Below are 20,312 nucleotides of genomic sequence, written 5' to 3' on the forward strand. Positions count from 1 at the left end.
GTATAGAAATGAACGTGCGGGGAGGAAATGTGTAATAAATGCGAATGTGTAAAAAAACATGCCGGATGTGGCGCTCGCGCCACATCCGGCACAACAACCATTAGAACGTTTTCTTGACGTTCAGCATCACACCTTTATCGCTGATGCCGTCCTCTTTCCAGTGGTAAGCATCCAGGTTCAGCGAACTTTCTTTGCTGCTGTACTTCACGCCAACGCTCGCCAGGCTGTTGATGCCGCCGCCCTTCTGACCATCATCGACGTTAAAGTGCTGGCTACCTGCCCCGGCAAGACTTGCCGTACGCTGACTCCTGGCATAGCTCAGGTTTGGCCCACCCTCGAACGTGGCGTTTGCGCTCCAGCCCTCTTTCCCTGCGTAGTCCAGTTTCAACCCGACGATGCTGTCCACCGCCGTTTCGCTGCCACTGTTCATATTCAGGTTAAAATCACCGGCGTTGCGTTCCTGATAACCGCCTTCCAGCGTGTGGCGCAGTTTCATGCCAACATATGGCGTGATTTTCAGCCCTTCGCGAGGTTCAAAGGTTTTCGCCCCTTCGCTGCGGAATTCAAGGTACTGCTGCTTGACGTTGGTATCGGCTGTTTTGCTGATGTCACCGTAAGCCACGGTTCGGCTACTGTCGAGCTGGTGAATATCGTAGCGCAGCGCGTTATTCCAGATCATACCATTGTCAAAGGACATCTGATGTTTCAGGCCGAAGAACTGGCTATAGCCGCCTGTCACGCCATTGTCGCCTGCTTTCTGAGCACCATCGCCGTCCAGACGTGCAATACCATATTCCATGCTCAGACTCTGGCTTGCACTCAGATCGAGCGTTTTACGCAGTGCCAGCATGTCGTACTCGGTGTTATTGCCCAGCTCCGCACGCGGATCACCTTTCGCCACGACGTTGAAAGCCAGACCGTTGCCCATCTTCGGTGCCGCATCGGCCAGCATGCTGAAGCGGTTACTTAACACGCGCGCTTCTCGGAACACGGTGGTGGCCTGGCTGCCACTGATTTGCTTCAGGGCGCTGTTCAGTTCAGCAGTCGTGCCAACGTTGAGACTGGTGTACAGATCGTTGTTGGTGTAGCCCGCGTCCAGCGCCTTTGCCACGTCATTTACACTGCCATCCGTCACCACGTCGGTGTAAGCATTTTTCGTCATCTTCACATCGACGTTGCCGCTGGCATCGGTGCTGCCCTGTGCATTCCACACCACGGAGGTGGACGTGATGGCGTCGGCATCCGTCAGGTTGCTGCCCTGCACCACGTTATCGAAGGTGACGGTGGTCGCTGACGTACCAGCGGTGAAGCCGGTGTTAATCTCTACGCCATTCATACTGGCGTTGTTAACTTTGAGCTTACCGGCGCTGCCGTCAGCGTTGGTTCCCACAACGTAGCCGTTGAGGTTGTTGGTCGCGCCAGCTTCGCCACTTGAATTATCAGCAAACGATGTCACCGTGGTGTTCGGTACATCCGGCAATGTGTAATCACCATAATGGACTTCGGTGTTATTACCGTTGTTGCCATTAATCCCTTCCACGTTCACGCCGTCACCCTGTTTAATCAGGCCAGACCCGGTTACGCCATCAGCGATCACGACTGTACCGTTGTTAACAACATGCCCCTGTGAACCCAGCACACTGAAAGCAAAAGTATCATTGGCATAAATATTAATAGTGCCGTTGTTCTCAATAACCGCGTCAGCCGTAGCGTTAGCATCCAGTTGCATACCAATCAGGCCGGTATCGGTCGAGCCTTCTGTTCCCAGGTTAATGGTGCCGTTGTTAACCAGTTGCGCATTATTGCTTCCTTCCATCGCGACGGCATTGTTGCCGCTGATATTCATGGTGCCGTCATTTTGCGCGACATAGTTGTTATGGGTGAATTTAACGGCGCTGGCGTTGGCACGGTCGAAATTAATCTCACCTTCACTCATGTTCCAGAAGAACGCGTCGGTCGCCGCTGCATTACTGGCACTAACAACGACAGATTTAGCGGTTGAATCCACTTTACCGTTGTTGATAAAGCGCCCATTGCCGCCCCATATATTGACCGCGCCGTTATTGGAAGAGTCCTTCAACGACATATGCCCGGTGTTGTACAGCGTACCTGACTGGTTCAGGTGGATGGCATTTTTGTTGTTATCGAGAACAAATTCGCCGCTGTTATTAAATACGGCGTTATTGTTGATTTCTAACATGCCAGCATTGGTGCCGCCACTGCTCTCGCCAAGAATCCATTCACCTTCGTTATTCACCACCGCGCCGTTGGCTAATTTAGAACCGTTTTTAACCGTACCACCCTGCTGGTTATTAAAGGTGCCGTTCTGCTGGTCAATACGACCGGTGATGGTGCCGCTATTGTTAAAGACGCCCGCTTTCTGCACCAGTTTATTTAAAGTACCCGTATTGTTCACCAGTGATTTATTGGCACCGGCATACATTGTCACCTGGCCGGTCACCGTCGCGTCATTGTTCAGAGTACCATTGGTAATATCGATATTTGTCAGCGTGCCCTCGTTATTAACCACCCCACTTTCGTTAAGTTTAATCAGACTACTGATACTCCCTGTACTGGTATTATCAAGCTCACCACTCATCACGGTTATCATCTGACCGGTTATGGTCCCGGCATTTGTTACTGCGCCTGGCGTATCATCTGTGATAATTACCGGTTTCGTGAAATTAATTGACTGACCTTCTGCTGTGATACTATCGCCACCGGAATAAAGCAAGCTTACAAACGGATCGGTTGGATTATATTCGCTACTGCTCTGACACACACCAAAGGTACAAATAGTGCCGTAATTGATAATTATCCCTGAGCCATCAGAATAAAACGCCTGGCCAACATCGGTGTCGATATTAATAGTCCCAGTTTTGTCATTAATTGCAACACCCGAATTAATAGCACCCATGGCAAACAATTGATTATTCTGTTGTTTAGTGGCTCCTTCATCAGACGTCAGGTTGATCTCACCCTGATTAATGACAGTACCGTCTGCCATTGCCAGCATACCAAAGCCTTCGTTATTGACATTGATTGTGCCGGTATTAAGCCCAGATCCGTCTCCCCACCCATAACCACTGCTTGACGTGCCAATCAGCATGCCACCGCTCATCAGATATACTGTATTCGTCTGCCAGTAGGCTTCGCTGATAATGTTACCGTTGTCATCAAGCGTTGGGGTAAATCCGTCAACATTGATTTCGCCCGCATTGGTCGCTGTGCCTTTTGCTGCGGCAACACCGTAGGTTCCTGCACCATGCAGATTGATAGTTGCACCGCTCTGATTTTCGACTTCCCCATAGCTGCTTGCAAGCATCGCGTAGTAGGTTCCTTTAAGCCATCCCAGCGGATAAGCTCCTTCACCCCCGTCACCACTTGGAGAAACAGTGGATGTGAGATTAATAACCCCACCCGAAGCATTGGTGGCGTGGCTATCCTTACCATTAGAGCGCATTACCGCTGTTTTACCGTCGCTCGCACTGCCAGCTCCGGTTCTGACACTCATGGTTCCAGAATTTATGATCCTGGCACCGCTAACGGCAGTCATGATTTCCTTCGCCGTCGAGGCATTAATAGTTCCTTTATTCGCTGCGCTGGAACCAACACCATTTGCCATTATGATCGAGTTATCACCAAAAAAAGCAGGATCGCGAACCGGGCTAAAAATATCCGTAACGGAATTTTCGTCAAGTGTAACCTGCCCGCCTCCCGTGACATAAAAAAGCCCGGTTGTACTGCGCACCGATGTAATATCAAGAACAGAGTGCCCACTGATATTTACCGTACTCTTACCTGAGACATAAACACCATTAATAACATGACCACCGGTATCCCCAGTTATGTTAACACCGCCACTCAGATTAATGACATTATCATCCCCGGTGACAACTACACCATCCAGTTCAGGCTGTTCGTCGTGTGCAGCACCAAATAAAGGTGAGTAGGCTTCAATATTTAAATTACCATTTAAGTTAATGATATTATTTTCACCGGTAATAACTAATCCGTTGAGATTGTCATCCGATTTAGTCGGCAATGTGCTCATATCTGAGGCCAGGTTGATGTCACCCTCCAGCGTGACCAGGCTGTCATTTCCGGCAATACTTATACCCGTCGCCCCCTGGAAATTACCGCTGTCATCCCGCTCATGCGTGACATTCATATCTCCACGCAGAGATACCAGTTCACGATCGCCAACAAGGGAAACACCGGTAGCATTTTGCGAAACACTAATTTCACCGATGTTACCGAACTGCTCATCATCGCCGTCGATCAGCACACCGACCGAATCTTTGTCGATAACGGTGATTTTACCGGTATTGCTAATTTTGGCGCGTTCACCTTTGATATCAATGCCGTGCGCGGCACCGCTGACGTAAAGATCGCCGTTCTGAAGAACGCTGGCATCATCACCCATGACTCGCGTTCCAACCGTATTTTTCCCATCGACGGTCATATCTCCGGAAATTTCAAGTTCGTTGCTATTGCCCGATATTTCTACGCCCGTCGCATTTTCACCTGCAATACTTAGCTCATAAGTTGTCAGCGTGATGCTGTTACCGCTGCCGCTCACATCTAACCCGATTGTGGCGTCATTGACAGACATCTTGCCCGAAAGGGAGATACTGCCCTCATCACCCGCGACGCTTACACCAGTTCCGCTATTATGGGTAGTGATATCACCTACGCTGACAAAAGTGGCGTGGTCGCCGTCGATCAGCACACCGAACGGGTTTCCCTCATGACCCGCCTCGCCAACCGTGATATCACCAATATTCATAAAGGTGGCGTCACTGCCATCCAGTAATACGCCGATGGATTTATCATCCACTACGGTGATATTCCCTTTATTGCTTACAATAGTGCCGTTACCCGCAACGTCGATGCCGTGAGCGCCGCCGCTAACGTAAAGATCGCCTTCCTGCTTAATAAGCGCGTCATCACCGATAATTTTGGTCGCCACTGAGTTTTCGCCATCGACGGTCATGTTGCCTTTATTATCGATAACAGCATCATCACCGTTAATCAGACTCCCGGTACCACCGTTGGTAAATGTCCCGTCGCCCTCGGTTGTAATCGTTGCGCTATTTCCGTTAACAATAACCGCAGTGCCACCGTCAACTTCCGTTTCACCATTGTTATTAATAGTAATATCGTCGCCCGTCAGGATACCGACGACAGAACCTTCGCCAATAGCGGTAGTTTTCCCGTCGTTATTGAGGACTACGTTGTCGCCTTCCACGGTCATTACCGTACCGCCATTCAATGCCGTGTTGCCACCATGATCCGTAATAGTGGCGTCGCTGACCTTAATCTCATCTCCCGTGCTGCCATCAACCACTACGCCGGCTTCTTTGGTAATATGAATTTTACCCTCCTCGTCGTAGCGCCACGTGATATCACCTGACGCATTGACGCCCCCGAAGACCACCGTATTGCTGGCCTCATCGACCTGCCACTTTTTGACGATAGTCGAGTAACCGTCTTTTGAGGTCAGGGTAAAGCTCCCATCCGCGTTCTCGGTATAGGTAAAAGTTGCGTTGCGGATTTGCACCGTTTTTTCAGCTTGATCCCAAGTGACATTGTTGTTGTATTTAATGGGGTCGGGTTTGTCATCCGGCGGTGTTACATCATCGTCTCCACCATCATCCGGCGGCGTCACATCATCGTCTCCACCATCATCTGGCGGCGTCACATCATCGTCTCCACCATCATCGGGCGGCGTCACATCATCGTCTCCACCATCATCGGGCGGCGTCACGTCATCGTCTCCGCCATCATCGGGGGGAATAACGTTATCGTCAGGATTGATCGGCGGCGCAGGGGGTTGGGTTGTGTGGGAGTGATGCCCGTCGTTATCTGTTAGTTCAATGGCGGCGAATGTAGTCAAAAGCGCAGTACCGCCCACGGCGAGCCAGGGATAGAGATTATTTTGTGATTCGCTAAGGCACTCAGCAGGCAGATTTTTGCGTTCGAGTTGATTAAGTTTTTGCGTATCACCCGGGCAAACGACTTTTGCGATTTTACGTTCCGCAGAGGCGCTTTCCGCATCAATAATATCAGCGGCCCACCCCTGCCCGCTTAAAGCTAAAGCGATACAGGCAGACAGTAATGTCTTCTTTTGCATGAGAATTCCCTTCCTTGTTGAAAAAATAAAGACCAATAAAAACAAAAGAGGTGGCTGCATTTAAGTTTCTAAAACCAAACGCGACCCTGACGAAAGCCAAACTTGTAAAAGTTTATTTATAACAATAGAAATTATCAACTTAATGCTTTTTTAAGAAAAACTAAATATATAATGCACGTGAATCAAACCATTTAATAATGTAAGATATTTCGCATTAAATCGTGCAAGCTTCGCTCATTCAATAAGTTTCACCCTCTGTTAAAGGGAATTATCATTAACATTCACCGTTCAAAGTTATTAGAACGGTGAATGTTATTTGAATCCCTCGCCCCTAAATAGCATCCTTACCAGAATAAAAAAGGCAGATATCAATTATCTGCCCTTTTTATTCATTGCGCCGACTTGGGTCGTAAACTTTCATCAAATATCAGTCGCTTTCGCCCCTCTTCCACCGCGCGTAGGGGTTCAACCTGATGCATCGTTTTTTTACAGCGTTCTACCAGTACCTGATATTCACGCGTCCCCTGTTTCTTCCACGACATCTCCTGCTCGCTGAGTTCGCGGATAGCTTTAGCCGGGCTACCAATAATTAGATGATTCGCAGGCATCTCCGCTTTTGCTTTCACAAAGGCCGCCGCACCGACGATACTGTTCTCGCCGATCACCGCACCATCCATCACCACCGCATTCATACCAACCAGCGCGTTACGGCGCACAATGCAGCCATGCAGTATGGCGCTATGTCCGATATGGCCATCTTCTTCCACCACCGTATCCTGCTCCGGGAAACCGTGCATCACACAGTTATCCTGAATATTCGCGCCATCTTTTACCACGATACGGCCAAAATCACCGCGCAGACTGGCGTTTGGCCCAACGTACACACCTTTACCCAGGATGACGTCACCAATTAATACCGCGGTCGGATGAACATAGCTCTCGTCCGGCACTACCGGGGTTAAGCCATCAATCTGATACACTGGCATAAGACCTCCCTTCACTCACCGGCAACCCGCCAAATCGTTGATAAAATAGCGAGCCCGGCGCAGGTAGCTCGCCGACCGGAGTTTCGCCTTTTTCGCTGACAAAAGCCAGCGCGGCGGGAGCCACACGTTGATAAATGTTGATACAGAGCTGACGCGCGGAACCACCGAGCCAGTGTGCCGGAAGCAACTCCTCCGGCAACAGCGGGTCTTTCAGCACCACGCGTCGATAAAAGTGAATCAAAAGCAGTTGAATCTGGAATCCACGTTCCGGCGTAAGTTCATCCCCCTCTCGCAGCAACGGCAGCAATGGGCGGAACAACTGGATAAACGTGTCGTACATGGCATTCTGCTCGGTCAGTTGCCAGCACTCTTCCACGCGTGCGCTCAACGCTGCGCGCGACAGAGCCAGTGGCGAGTGGGCTTCAAAACAGATAACGTTTTCCGCGACACCCGCTTCATGCAGCAACGACTGCACATCAGCCATTTTCTGCGACGGTGACGCCATCAGGCTAGGGGCAAGCGTGCCAAATCCCTGCCAGATAAGCTGTTTTTTGACGTCTGAGAGCGTTGCGCGATCGAGACCTTCGGACAGTAATAGCAGCCAGGTGCCATCCCAGGCGGGCGTTTCCGCACGGTAGATTTTATTTTCCGCGCGGCGAGTCAAGCGCTGACCTTTATCGCTCAGGCGATAAAAGCTGCGGCGGCCGATACGTTCCACATCCAGCCAGCCCTCTTTATTGAGACGAAACAGCGCGGTACGGACAAATCGTTCTCCAAATCCGAGACCTTCAAGCATCGCCGCCAGGCTGCCCAGCCAGACGGTACCACCGCGATGCAACAGAGAATCACCGTACAGCGAGGCGATCAATGACGTGCCGCTAATGGGCACCGATGACACAGCCTGCTGAATGAAGGTATCAATTTTAGTCATCTGATTCATCCTGTTGTTATTGTTTTGATTTATGAATCATAGCATAGGTTTCCCCTCACCCCGGCCCTCTCCCAAAGGGAGAGGGAGAAGACCGCACCAGACAGTTCCCTCTCCCTGAGGGAGAGGGTTAGGGTGAGGGTGAAAGTTACACGCTGGCAATCTTACGCAAATCAAACACTCTGCACGCTTTGCCTTCCGAACGCGGGATCGCACCACAGTTAACGATCGTCACATCGGTGGAAATCCCGACCATCGACTTAATGCGGTGACGTAACTGGTGGCACACCTGACAGCGCTGTTCATGGCTCAGGTACAAACTGCTCTCTTTCAGCTCAACCTGAATCGACAGGGAGTCCAGATGCCCACGACGATTCACTTCCAGCTGATAATGTGGTGAAAGATGTTCAAACTTCACAATCTCTTCTTCCAGCTGTGACGGGAAGACGTTCACGCCACGAATAATCAGCATATCGTCGCTGCGCCCGCTGATGCGATCCATACGACGCATGGTGCGTGCGGTGCCTGGCAGCAGGCGTGTCAGATCGCGAGTACGATAACGAATTACCGGCAGCGCTTCTTTGGTCAGCGTCGTGAACAGTAATTCGCCATGTTCTCCATCATTTAGCACCGTGCCATCATTCGGGTTAACGATTTCGGGATAGAAATGATCTTCCCAGATGGTTGGGCCATCGGCGGTTTCAATACACTCCATTGCCACCCCCGGCCCCATCACTTCAGACAGGCCATAGATATCCAGCGCGGTAATCCCCAGACGGCTTTCAATCTCTTTACGCATCGCCATCGTCCACGGCTCAGCACCAAATACGCCAACGCGAAGTGAGCACTGAGTTGCATCGCCGCCCATTTGACGTTCCAGTTCTTCAATCAGATTCAGGCAGTAGGAAGGCGTCACCATAATCATATCCGGCTGAAAATCGCGGATAAGCTGCGCCTGTTTTTCAGTCTGGCCGCCGGACATTGGGATAACCGTCGCCCCCAAACGTTCTGCACCGTAGTGCGCGCCCAGCCCGCCCGTAAACAGGCCATAGCCGTAGGCGACGTGGATTTTATCTTTCGGTGTGCCGCCCGCCGCACGCAAAGAGCGCGCGACAATATCGGCCCAGATATTGATATCATTCTGGGTATAGCCGACCACGGTCGGTTTACCGGTGGTACCGGAAGAAGCATGCACGCGCACCACCTGCTCCATCGGTACGGCAAACATGCCGAACGGATAGTTATCGCGCAGATCCTGCTTGGTGGTGCACGGGAATTTTTCGATGTCCTTCAATTCTTTGAAGTCATCCGGGTGAACGCCCGCTTCATCGAATTTGCGGCGATACATCGGCACATTTTCGTAGGCGTGATTGAGAGTCCACTTCAGGCGTTGCGTTTGCAGTGCCTGCAGCTCGTCCAGCGATGCTTTTTCGATTAGGTCCAGCTTTGTATTTGTTGTCATTATAGGGTACTCGCAGGTAAAAATTAGCTCACACACGCTCCAGGATCATGGCGATGCCCTGACCCACACCAACACACATCGTACACAGGGCGTAACGGCCCTGACGGCGTTGCAGCTCAAGGCTGGCGGTAAGCGCCAGTCTCGCGCCACTCATGCCCAACGGATGGCCTAAGGCGATGGCGCCTCCGTTTGGGTTAATATGCGGCGCCTCGTCGGGCAGCCCTAACTGTCTGAGCACGCCCAGCGCCTGCGCGGCGAAGGCTTCATTCAGCTCAATAACATCCATATCAGTGATACTTAAACCCGCACGCTCCAGCACTTTACGTACCGCAGGTACCGGGCCCAGCCCCATCAGACGCGGCTCAACGCCCGCCGTCGCCATCGCGACGATACGCGCACGTGGAGTCAGGCCCTGCGCGATAGCCTGCTGTTCGCTTGCAACGATCAAAGCCGCCGCACCATCGTTGACACCAGAGGCGTTACCTGCGGTGATGACGCCATTCGCACGGAACGGCGCTTTTAGTTTGCTTAGCTGTTCCAGCGTCGTTTCCGGGCGCAAATGTTCGTCATCCAGCACATCGGTAAACGTGCCCTTTTTTCCCGGCACGCGCACAGCGACAATTTCTTCGGCAAACACGCCGTCGCGCTGGGCTTTCGCGGCACGCTGTTGGCTGCGATAAGCGAAAGCATCCTGATCGTCGCGACTAATATTTAACAATTCAGCTACATTCTCTGCCGTTTCCGGCATGCTGTCAGTACCAAAGTGTTGCTGCATGAGCGGGTTCACAAAACGCCAGCCGATGGTGGTATCAAACAGTTCGGCCTGACGCTGGAAAGGCGCGGTGGCCTTGCCCATCACAAACGGTGCGCGCGACATCGACTCGACGCCACCCGCCACCAGCAGGTCGGCGTCACCGGCTTTAATCGCGCGGGCGGCAAAGCCAATCGCATCGAGGCCAGAACCGCATAAACGGTTGATGGTGGTGCCGGAAACATCCTGCGGATAGCCCGCCAGCAGCAGCGCCATACGCGCCACATCACGGTTATCTTCCCCGGCCTGATTTGCGCAGCCGAGGATCACGTCATCAATACGCGCGGGATCAAGCTTTGGGTTACGCACCAGCAGTTCGCGCAGCGGAACCGCCGCCAGATCGTCAGCCCGCACGCCTGAGAGCGCACCTGCATAGCGGCCAATCGGGGTACGAATTCCGTCACAAATAAATGCATCACGCATCAGGCTTCTCCTGTTACCGTGCCGCCGATGCGGTGGGATTTACCGCGAAACAGGGCTACCGTTTTTTGTTGTTGGTTCACAATTTCGATGTCATAAACGCCAGTCTGTTTCCCCTGATGTTTTACCCGTGCAGTGGCGGTCAGTTTGTCGCCTGCAAATCCTGGGCGCAGGAAATCAATCGAGCAGGCTGAAGCCACTGCCGCCAGCCCCTGACTGTTACAGGCGTAGGCAAAAGCGGTATCCGCCAGTGAAAACAGTTGCCCGCCGTGGCAGGTCTGGTGGCCGTTCAGCATGCTCGGCACAACAGTCATGGTGAGCACTGCAAACCCTTCATCCATTTCGATGATGTCGATGCCCAATGCCTGTGCGCAGGTGTCGCGCGCATACATCGCGTGGGCATTTTGCCATGCGTTACTCATGGTGATTCTCCAGCAGCGCACGCTGGCGCAGTAAGGAAGATGGACGGTAGCGCTCTTCGCCGTAATGGGCTTGCAGGTTTTCCAGCACGCGCAGCACGCGTGCCCAGCCAAGTTCCGCGCCCCACTGCAACGGCCCTTTCGGGTAATTAACACCAAGACGCATCGCCGTATCGATATCCGCTTCACTGGCAACCTGTTTCTGCACCGCATCCAGCGCTTCGTTCGCCAGCATCGCGACCGTGCGCCACACCAGAAGCCCAGGGTAATCGGTAACTTGCAGCACTTTTTTGCCCTGCTTCTGGAAGTAGTACACGGCTTTATCAGTATCAACCTGAGCGTTAGTCTGCGCGGCGGCCAGCACCACGACGTCCTTCTCGATTCGGTCAAAGACCACCACCGGGCGCTGATGTCGGGCTGCCAGTGCCAGCGCAGTTTCTCCCTGCGTTTCAATCAGCAGAAGATCGTCAATTGTGACACTGTCACCGTTTTCTGTGATCTCGCCAGGAACGGCTGAAACCGCTGCCAGATACGGGTCAGAGACGGCTTCAACCGGCCAGTGATATACGCCTTGCCCGCTCTTCTTGCCCAATCGCCCACCCAACACCAGTTCCTGTTGCAGCAGCGACGGTAAGAAGCGGCGGTCCTGCCAGAAAGCGTTGAATACTGAACTGGTGACCGCAAAGTTAACGTCATGACCAATCATGTCGGTCAGCGCCAGCGGCCCCATCGGAAACCCGCCACCCTCGCGCAGCGCGGCATCAATCACTTCGGGTGCCGCAACCTGTTCTTCCAGTGCACGCCAGGCTTCGGCGTAGAACGGACGCGCAATGCGGTTAACGATAAAGCCCGGCGTTGAACGGCAGCGCACCGGCGTTTTACCCCACGCCGCGACACAGTTGCATAACGTTTCTGTCACCTCTGTCGACGTCGCCAGACCGCTCACCACTTCCACCAGCTTCATCACCGGCGCCGGGTTAAAGAAGTGCAGCCCCGCCACGCGTTCCGGATAAGGAACATCTGCCGCAATGGCCGTAATTGAAATGGATGAGGTATTACTGGTGAGCAGCGTCTGCGGCGGGCAAATTTCCGCCAACTGGCTGAAAAGCGCTTTTTTCACATCCAACCGTTCTGAGGCCGCTTCAATCACCAGGTTAGCCGGTGCAAGCGAAGCGATATCCGCCACCGCAAAGATTTTTTTCAGCGTTTTTTCGCTCGCTTCGGCGCTCAGTTTGCCGCGCGAGACGCGGGAGTCCAGTCGCTGGCGAATGCCATCGATGGCGCGTGTGAGCGCGTCGTGATTGATATCAAACAGCAGCACGTCGTGCCCCGCCGCCGCCGCCACTTCCGCGATACCCGCCCCCATCGTGCCGCTGCCAATCACACCAACCGTTTTGATTTCATGGCTCATGGCTTATTTCCCGCTGAACTGTGGTGGACGTTTCGCCAGAAACGCGCTGACGCCTTCGCGATAGTCATCGCTGCGTCCGGCCATACGCTGGAAATCACGCTCCATATCGAGTTGCTGATCCAGCGTGTGAGTTTCGGACGCCAGCAGCGCTTGCTTGATCAGCCCTAAACCGTAGGTTGGCTGTGTGGCTAAATGGCGTGCCAGCGTCAGGCTGGTGTCTGCCAGTTCGGCGTCATCCACCACCTGCCAGATCATGCCCCACTGCTGTGCCTGCTCGGCGCTCATTTTGTCGCCTAACAGTGCCAGCCCCATTGCACGCGCACGTCCGGCAGTGCGCGGCAGTAACCAGGTTCCACCACAATCGGGAACCAGCCCCAGCTTGCTGAACGCCATTACGAAATTGGCCGAACGCGCGGCAATCACCATGTCGCAGCCCAGTGCCAGCGTTGCCCCCGCACCTGCTGCCACACCGTTTACGGCCGCAATCACCGGTTTCGGCAGTTTTGCCAGGCGGCGCACCAGTGGGTTATAAAAACGTTCAACGGACATGCCCAGATCCGGTGCCGGGCCGTTAGGATCGACATTACGATCGTTCAGATCTTGCCCCGCGCAAAAACCGCGCCCCGCGCCGGTGATCAGCAAACAACGGATGGTCTCGTCGCGTTCCGCCTGCTTCAGGCACTCGGCAAGTTGCTGATGCATCACATCGTTAAAACTGTTGAGACGTTCCGGGCGATTAAGCGTAATGGTCATTACGCCCTGCTCAACATGACTCAAAATAAAAGCATCCACGATTAACGTCCTTTAAATTCTGGTTGGCGTTTTTGCAGAAAAGCGTTGATGCCTTCCTGACGATCTTCGGTCGCGCTCAGCAGGGTAAAAAGCTGGCGCTCCTGTTGCAGACCCGCATGCAACCCGACTTCCTGCGACTGCCGCAGCGCCTGTTTTGCTGCCTGTAACGCCAGCGGAGAATGGCGGGCGATGGTTTTTGCCAGTTTCAGGGCATATTCGAGGGTTAAACCCGCCGGGTAGACGTCGCTCACCAGCCCGGCCTGCTGCGCCTGATGAACGTCAATCGCTTCACCCGTCAGCACCATTCGGCTGGCAAGCGCCTTGCCGACGCAGCGAATTAAACGCTGGGTACCGCCTGCGCCCGGCATAATGCCGAGCGAGATTTCCGGTAAGCCGAAACGGGCGTTATCACCCGCAACCACCGTGTCACACAGCAGCACGAGTTCGCAGCCTGCGCCCAGCGCATAGCCATTGACGGCGGCAATCAGCGGTTTATTGAACGCATCGATACGCGCCCATAAACGCGGACGAATATCGTTGAGCGTGGCGGGCATATCGTTAGCCGCCATCTCGTTGAGATCTGCGCCGGCTGCGAAGAAACGGTCATTGCCAAAGATGACGCAGGCAGAAATTTCCGGATCGCGCGCGGCGTTTTCCAGTTCGCTGGCAATTTGCGCCAGCAAGGCATTGTTCAGGGCATTGCGCGCCTGCGGGCGATTCAGCGTCAGCAGCAACACACGTTCGTGACGGGCAACGATCAGTTCGCTCATGCCAGCCCCTTCGCATCGAAGTCGACAATCACGCCGTCGCCTTTTGGCAGCGCCTGACAGCTCAGAACATAGCCTGCCGCCACTTCATCTGGCTCAAGGCTATAGTTGGTCGCCATCTCCACTTCGCCGCGTAACACTTTGCATTTACAGGTGGCGCAGACACCGCCTTTACAGGCGTAGGGCAGATCCGCGCCCTGACGCAGTGCGGCATCGAGAATGCTGTCATCCTCTGCATTCAGAGAGATCTGCCGGTCACGTCCATCATGACGAATCGTTACGCTGCGGCCTTCAGCCTGTACAGTCGAAACGCGTTTAATCGTGCTACCCGGTGTGTTGAAGCGCTCCAGGTGAATCGCCTTCTCCGGCATGCCTAACTCGCGCAGCGCGATTTCCGCGTCATCCATCATCGCCGCCGGGCCACAGATAAACGCTTCATCAAGCTGGTCGAACTGCACCAGATTGCGGGCCAGCGCGTGCAGTTTTTCACTGTTGATATGGCCAGAAAGCAGTTCGCTCTCCACGGTTTCCTGGCTAAACAGATTGATCAGTTGCAGGCGTTGCGGGTATTTGTCTTTCAGGTCGGCCAGCGCCTGACGGAACATCATGCTCTGGCTGCTGCGGTTACCGTAGATCAGCGTGAACTGGCTATTTACTTCTGTGGTCAACGTGGATTCAATAATCGCCAGCATTGGCGTGATGCCAGAACCGGCGGCAATCGCCAGATAGCGGGCGGTGCGCTCGGCCTGCGGTTGATAGCCGAAGTGGCCCTGCGGCACCATCACCTCAAACGCCATACCTTGCTTGATATCGCTCTGGGCGAAGCGGGAGAAACGCCCGCCTTCAATGGCTTTCACCGCAACGCTAATTTGCCCCGGCGTACCGGTACGGCAGATGGAGTAGCAACGACGCAGCTCTTCACCACCAATGCGGGTTTTCAGCGTCAGGTGCTGACCAGGACGGAAAGCGTAAGCCTCCCGCAACGTGTCGGGTACGGCAAAAGTAATGGTCACCGCATCGCGGGTTTCCGGTTCCACTTTTGCCACCGTAAGCGAATGAAACGTCGTCATGGCAACCTCAAATACATTTGAAATAGTCGAAGGGTTCGCGGCAGCTATCACAGCGGTAGAGTGCTTTGCAGGCTGTCGAACCAAATTCGCTAATGAGCGAGGTGTGCGTGCTGCCGCAGCGCGGGCAGACCACATCCTCAGGAACCGATGCATGGCAGGCATGGGCCTGCGGCGGGCTAATGCCATACTGGCGTAAGCGTTCACGGGCATCGGCGTTCATCCAGTCGGTGGTCCAGGCAGGGTCAAGTTGCAGCACGATATTGACCGGCGTGAAGCCGTGTTCGGTCATCACGTCGCGAATAGCGCCCAACAAATGTTCGGTTGCCGGGCAGCCGGAGTAGGTCGGCGTAAAACCGATCTCCCAGCCGTCACCCTGCGGTGCGACGCTGCGCACCATCCCTAAATCGGTGATGGTGAGTACCGGGACTTCCGGGTCGGGGATCTCGCTCAACAGGCGCCAGATCTCATGCACTTTCGACGGTGCTATCGCGGCAATTCGTTGCACTATGACCTCCTGGTTACCACTGAAGCGCGGGGTAGATACGTTGCAGATATTGCATTTCCGCCAGCATCGGCCCCAGATGTTCGGTATGCAGACCTTGCTTGCCCCCGGTGCGGAAAGCCTCTTCTTCCGGCAGTTGCAGGCAGGCATCCGCAAGCGCGCTGCGCACGGTGGTCTGCCACTCGTCTTTCAGCTCGCGCACATCCACGGCGATGCCCTGCTCAATCAGTTCCTGCTCAACGGCATCCACTTCAAAAAGTTCGCCAGTAAAGCGCCAGATGTTGTTCAGCGCCTGCTGCATTTTCTGCGCGGAATCCGCAGTGCCGTCGCCCATACGCACCAGCCAGCCGCGGCTGAATCGCAGGTGATAACGCACTTCTTTAAGAGACTTGGCAGCAATGGCAGCAATTTGCGCATCGCGGCTCTGCACCAGGCGGCTGTAAAGCGCAACGTGCCAGGCGTCCATCAGAAACTGACGGGCGATGGTGTCGGCAAAGTTGCCATTCGGTTGTTCCGCCAGCAGCAGATTACTGAACTGGCGCTCTTCGCGACCGTAAGCCAGTGTGTCTTCATCGCCGCTGCCGTAACACTCAGCGGCATAGCTCAGGAAGTTGCGGGCCTGGCCGAGTAAATCGAGGCCGATGTTCGCCAGCGCCAGGTCAATTTCCAGCTCCGGCGCATGGCCGCACCAGGCGCCAAGACGCTGCGAGAGCACCAGGCCGTTGTCACCCAAACGTTGGGCATAAATCGCGACGGAATTTTGTGTCGTCATCACCAACCTCACATGTGCTCGATGCCATCAGGGATGGTGTAAAACGTCGGATGGCGATAGACCTTGCTTTCCGACGGGTCGAAAAATTCACCGCGTTCTTCCGGCTGCGAGGCGACGATTTCGCTCGCTTTCACTACCCAGATAGAACAGCCTTCGTTGCGACGGGTGTAGGCATCGCGCGCGTTTTCCAGTGCCATCGCGTCATCGGCGGCGTGAAGGCTGCCTACATGGCGGTGGGATAACCCCTGTTTGCTGCGAACAAAAACTTCATATAACGGCCAGTAAACATTGCTCATCGTGCTTCTCCTTATGCCGCGTTGCGGGTTTGTTGTTTTTGCGCATGCGCCAGCGCGGCTTCCCGCACCCACGCGCCCTCTTCCCAGGCTTTGCGTTTTGCGGCCAGGCGTTCGTGGTTACAGATGCCTCGGCCATGGATCACGTTGTTAAACTCATTCCAGTCAATTTCACCAAACCGGTAGTGGCCGGTTGCTTCATCAAAACGAAGGTCAGGATCAGGAATAGTCATCCCCAGCATTTCAACCTGCGGCACGGTGTTATCAACAAAGCGCTGACGCAGTTCGTCATTGGTAAACAGCTTGATGCGCCACTCCAGGCTCTGGGCACTGTTCGGCGAGTTATCGTCGTTCGGCCCGAACATCATTAGCGCCGGCCACCAGAAACGGTTGATCGCGTCCTGCAACATCTGGCGCTGAGATTCGCTCCCCTGTGCCAGCGCCATGCAGGCTTCATAGCCCTGACGCTGATGGAAGCTCTCTTCTTTACAGATTTTCACCATCGCACGGGCATACGGGCCGTAAGAGGTACGGCACAGCGCCACCTGGTTAACAATCGCCGCACCGTCAACCAGCCAGCCAATGACGCCGATATCGGCCCAGCTCAGGGTGGGATAGTTAAAAATGGAGGAGTACTTCATGCGTCCATCGAGCATCTTCTGGTAGATGTCTTCACGCGCACAGCCGAGGGTTTCTGCTGCACTGTAGAGATAGAGGCCGTGCCCCGCTTCATCCTGCACCTTCGCCAGCAGAATGGCTTTGCGACGCAGCGTTGGTGCACGGGTGATCCAGTTGCCTTCCGGCAACATGCCGACAATTTCAGAGTGGGCGTGCTGACCAATCTGGCGGATCAGCGTTTTACGGTAGGCGTCGGGCATCCAGTCCTGCGGTTCGATGGCCGTCTCCTGCGCGATGCGCTGGTTAAAGCGTTGTTCTTCTGTCACGTCATCACCTTTATGATTCTAAATTCACTCACTAACCTAATACATCTGAATCACTTTCTTTCTTAAAAGTTACACATTAGTTAAATAAAACCACAAATTTTGTTTGTGCATTATGTGACAACACTCGCAAAGCATTTCACAATAACCTTTATAAACATCAATTTAACTTAGAACACAAAATACGCAGCGATCACAATGTTAAAAAAACATTAAAAATCAGCTTGCGATTTACGATTCGCAATTTAACTATGTATAAGTAAATCACGTAACATTTGGAGATTAGCGATGCAGCAGTTAGCCAGCTTCTTATCCGGCGCATGGCAAACCGGCCAGGGGCGCGCCCGTACGATTCACCATGCCATCAGCGGCGAAGCACTGTGGGAAGTCACCAGCGAAGGGCTGGATATGGCGCAGGCCCGCCGTTATGCCATTGAGCAAGGCAGCAAAGCGCTCCAGGCGATGACCTTTATTGAACGTGCCGCCATGCTGAAGGCCGTGGCCAAACACCTGTTAGCGGAAAAAGAACATTTCTACGCGCTGTCAGCGCAAACCGGCGCGACGCGCGCAGACAGTTGGGTGGATATCGAAGGCGGGATCGGCACCCTCTTTACCTACGCAGGTCTCGGCAACCGGGAACTGCCGGACGACACGCTGTGGCCGGAAGATGAACTGATACCTCTTTCGAAAGCGGGCGGATTTGCCGCACGCCATGTGCTGACCTCAAAATCAGGCGTAGCCGTTCACATCAACGCCTTTAACTTCCCCTGCTGGGGCATGCTGGAAAAACTGGCCCCGACCTGGCTTGCCGGGATGGCGGCGATCATCAAACCGGCCACCGCCAGCGCCCAGCTCACCCAGGCGATGGTGAAATCAATTATCGACAGTGGCCTGGTGCCTGACGGTGCGTTAAGCGTCATCTGCGGTGGCGCGGGCGACCTGCTCGAAAAGCTCGACAGCCAGGACGTGGTCACCTTCACCGGTTCCGCAGCCACCGGGCAACAGCTGCGCGTGCATCCCAACATCGTGGCGAAGTCGATTCCGTTCACCATGGAAGCCGACTCTCTGAACTGCTGCGTGCTGGGCGACGATGTCACACCAGAGCAGCCGGAATTTGCTCTGTTCATTCGCGAGATTGTTCGCGAGATGACGGCCAAAGCGGGGCAAAAATGTACCGCGATTCGCCGTATCATCGTGCCGCAGAATCAAATCAATGCCGTCAGTGACGCCCTGATTGCGCGTTTGGGGAAAATCGTTGTCGGCGACCCGGCGCAGGAAGGCGTGAAGATGGGCGCGCTGGTGAATATTGACCAGCGTCAGGATGTGCAGGAAAAAGTGGACTTGCTGGTGGCCGCGGGATGTCAGATTCTGCTGGGTGGTAAAGCGGACGACAAAGCCGCTGGCGCATTCTTCCCGCCGACATTGCTGCTCTGCTCGCAGCCAGATGAAATCAGCGCAGTCCATTCGGTTGAGGCCTTTGGCCCGGTAGCGACGCTGATGCCGTATCAGAACCGTGACCACGCGCTGGCGCTGGCACGGGCGGGTGAAGGTAGCCTGGCAGGCACGCTGGTGACCGCCGACGGCGTATTAGCGCGCGAGTTTATTCTCGGCGCGGCACGCGCGCACGGGCGTATTCAGGTACTCAACGAAGAGTCCTCAAAAGAATCGACCGGCCACGGCTCCCCCCTGCCGCAACTGGTACACGGTGGCCCGGGGCGCGCGGGCGGTGGCGAAGAACTGGGCGGCTTACGCTCTGTAAAACACTACATGCAGCGTACCGCTATTCAGGGTAGCCCGACCATGCTCGCCGCCATTGGCAAACAGTGGGTACGCGGCGCAGCAGTCACGGAAGATCGGGTGCATCCGTTCCGCAAATACTTCGAAGAGATCCAGCCCGGCGACAGCCTGCTGACCCATCGTCGCACGGTCACTGAAGCGGACGTGGTGAATTTCGCCTGTCTGAGCGGCGACCACTTCTACGCCCACATGGACAAACTCGCCGCCGCCGAATCGCTGTTTGGCGAGCGCGTAGCCCACGGTTACTTCCTGATTTCCGCCGCTGCGGGCCTGTTTGTTGACCCTGGCGTCGGGCCGGTTATCGCCAACTATGGCATGGAAAATCTGCGCTTTATCGAACCGGTCAAACCGGGTGACACCATCCAGGTGCGTCTGACCTGTAAACGTAAAACCATCAAGCGACAGAAAACGGCGGAAGAGACACCTACCGGTGTGGTGGAATGGTCGGTTGAGATTTACAACCAGCACCAGCAGGCGGTCGCGCTCTATTCGATCCTGACGCTGGTCGCGCGGCAGAGCGGGGATTTCTAAGGCGCCCCCTCACCCTAACCCTCTCCCACAGGGAGAGGGAATCGACCGCACTCATGTCTCCCAATGAGCAGGTTTTCACCCTCTCCCTGCGGGAGAGGGCCGGGGTGAGGGAGAGCCCCCACAACCATGCCTCTCCGGAGGCATTTTTTATATCTGGCAAAACTGCCAAACAACCTGGCAGGAGCAGGCAAACCACTTCACAGCAAGGCTGTTAGGGTGAAAGCGTTAAAAACCGCCCGCAGAGAGCGGTAGCGAGCGAGAAACACAACAACAA

14 protein-coding genes and 1 pseudogene are annotated in these 20,312 nt (G+C 54.5%); 1 reads left to right on the forward strand and 14 read right to left on the reverse strand.

Annotation, left to right across the window (positions count from 1 at the left end; genetic code table 11):
• Positions 1-100: 100 nt before the first annotated feature.
• The 14 genes and pseudogenes from DBY68_RS03855 to paaA form a co-directional block, all read right to left on the reverse strand.
• Entirely contained in the window at positions 101-6,136 is a 6,036-nt protein-coding gene (locus DBY68_RS03855) for an autotransporter outer membrane beta-barrel domain-containing protein (RefSeq protein ID WP_108474153.1), read from the reverse strand.
• Positions 6,137-6,525: 389 nt separating this feature from the next.
• Positions 6,526-7,122, reverse strand: a complete 597-nt coding sequence (gene paaY, locus DBY68_RS03860) for a phenylacetic acid degradation protein PaaY (RefSeq protein WP_108474152.1) — start codon at positions 7,120-7,122, stop codon at positions 6,526-6,528.
• Positions 7,095-8,053, reverse strand: a pseudogene (gene paaX, locus DBY68_RS03865) (phenylacetic acid degradation operon negative regulatory protein PaaX). The gene paaY and the pseudogene paaX overlap by 28 nt, the downstream one beginning before the upstream one ends.
• 145 nt (positions 8,054-8,198) lie before the next feature.
• Positions 8,199-9,512 (reverse strand): phenylacetate--CoA ligase PaaK, encoded by a 1,314-nt coding sequence (paaK, locus tag DBY68_RS03870; RefSeq protein ID WP_108474150.1) that lies wholly within the window; start codon positions 9,510-9,512, stop codon positions 8,199-8,201.
• Positions 9,513-9,540: 28 nt separating this feature from the next.
• Positions 9,541-10,746, reverse strand: a complete 1,206-nt coding sequence (pcaF, locus tag DBY68_RS03875) for a 3-oxoadipyl-CoA thiolase (RefSeq protein ID WP_108474149.1) — start codon at positions 10,744-10,746, stop codon at positions 9,541-9,543.
• The gene (gene paaI, locus DBY68_RS03880) at positions 10,746-11,165 is read right to left on the reverse strand and encodes a hydroxyphenylacetyl-CoA thioesterase PaaI (RefSeq protein WP_108474148.1); all 420 of its coding nucleotides are present in this window, start codon (positions 11,163-11,165) and stop codon (positions 10,746-10,748) included. Before paaI ends, pcaF begins: the two co-directional genes overlap by 1 nt.
• Positions 11,158-12,573, reverse strand: coding sequence for a 3-hydroxyacyl-CoA dehydrogenase (locus DBY68_RS03885; RefSeq protein WP_108474147.1), 1,416 nt, complete (start codon positions 12,571-12,573; stop codon positions 11,158-11,160). The genes paaI and DBY68_RS03885 overlap by 8 nt, the downstream gene beginning before the upstream one ends.
• A gap of 3 nt (positions 12,574-12,576) precedes the next feature.
• Positions 12,577-13,365, reverse strand: coding sequence for a 2-(1,2-epoxy-1,2-dihydrophenyl)acetyl-CoA isomerase PaaG (paaG, locus tag DBY68_RS03890; RefSeq protein WP_108474146.1), 789 nt, complete (start codon positions 13,363-13,365; stop codon positions 12,577-12,579).
• Between the two features lie 2 nt (positions 13,366-13,367).
• Positions 13,368-14,135 (reverse strand): 2,3-dehydroadipyl-CoA hydratase PaaF, encoded by a 768-nt coding sequence (paaF, locus tag DBY68_RS03895; protein WP_108474145.1) that lies wholly within the window; start codon positions 14,133-14,135, stop codon positions 13,368-13,370.
• Entirely contained in the window at positions 14,132-15,202 is a 1,071-nt protein-coding gene (paaE, locus tag DBY68_RS03900) for a 1,2-phenylacetyl-CoA epoxidase subunit PaaE (protein WP_108474144.1), read from the reverse strand. The genes paaF and paaE overlap by 4 nt, the downstream gene beginning before the upstream one ends.
• 7 nt (positions 15,203-15,209) lie before the next feature.
• On the reverse strand, positions 15,210-15,707 hold the full coding sequence (paaD, locus tag DBY68_RS03905) for a 1,2-phenylacetyl-CoA epoxidase subunit PaaD (RefSeq protein ID WP_108474143.1): 498 nt from the start codon (positions 15,705-15,707) through the stop codon (positions 15,210-15,212).
• Between the two features lie 13 nt (positions 15,708-15,720).
• Positions 15,721-16,476, reverse strand: a complete 756-nt coding sequence (gene paaC, locus DBY68_RS03910) for a 1,2-phenylacetyl-CoA epoxidase subunit PaaC (protein ID WP_108474142.1) — start codon at positions 16,474-16,476, stop codon at positions 15,721-15,723.
• Between the two features lie 8 nt (positions 16,477-16,484).
• Positions 16,485-16,772: a 1,2-phenylacetyl-CoA epoxidase subunit PaaB gene (gene paaB, locus DBY68_RS03915; RefSeq protein WP_015964556.1), complete on the reverse strand. Its 288-nt coding sequence runs from the start codon at positions 16,770-16,772 to the stop codon at positions 16,485-16,487.
• Positions 16,773-16,783: 11 nt separating this feature from the next.
• Positions 16,784-17,713: a 1,2-phenylacetyl-CoA epoxidase subunit PaaA gene (paaA, locus tag DBY68_RS03920; protein ID WP_108474141.1), complete on the reverse strand. Its 930-nt coding sequence runs from the start codon at positions 17,711-17,713 to the stop codon at positions 16,784-16,786.
• A gap of 285 nt (positions 17,714-17,998) precedes the next feature.
• Here paaA and paaZ point away from each other — a divergent pair, with 285 nt between their 5' ends.
• Positions 17,999-20,038: a phenylacetic acid degradation bifunctional protein PaaZ gene (gene paaZ, locus DBY68_RS03925; RefSeq protein WP_108474140.1), complete on the forward strand. Its 2,040-nt coding sequence runs from the start codon at positions 17,999-18,001 to the stop codon at positions 20,036-20,038.
• Positions 20,039-20,312 lie beyond the last annotated feature (274 nt).

The organism is Pseudocitrobacter sp. RIT415 (genome assembly GCF_003057695.2).
Lineage (GTDB): Bacteria > Pseudomonadota > Gammaproteobacteria > Enterobacterales > Enterobacteriaceae > Pseudocitrobacter > Pseudocitrobacter faecalis.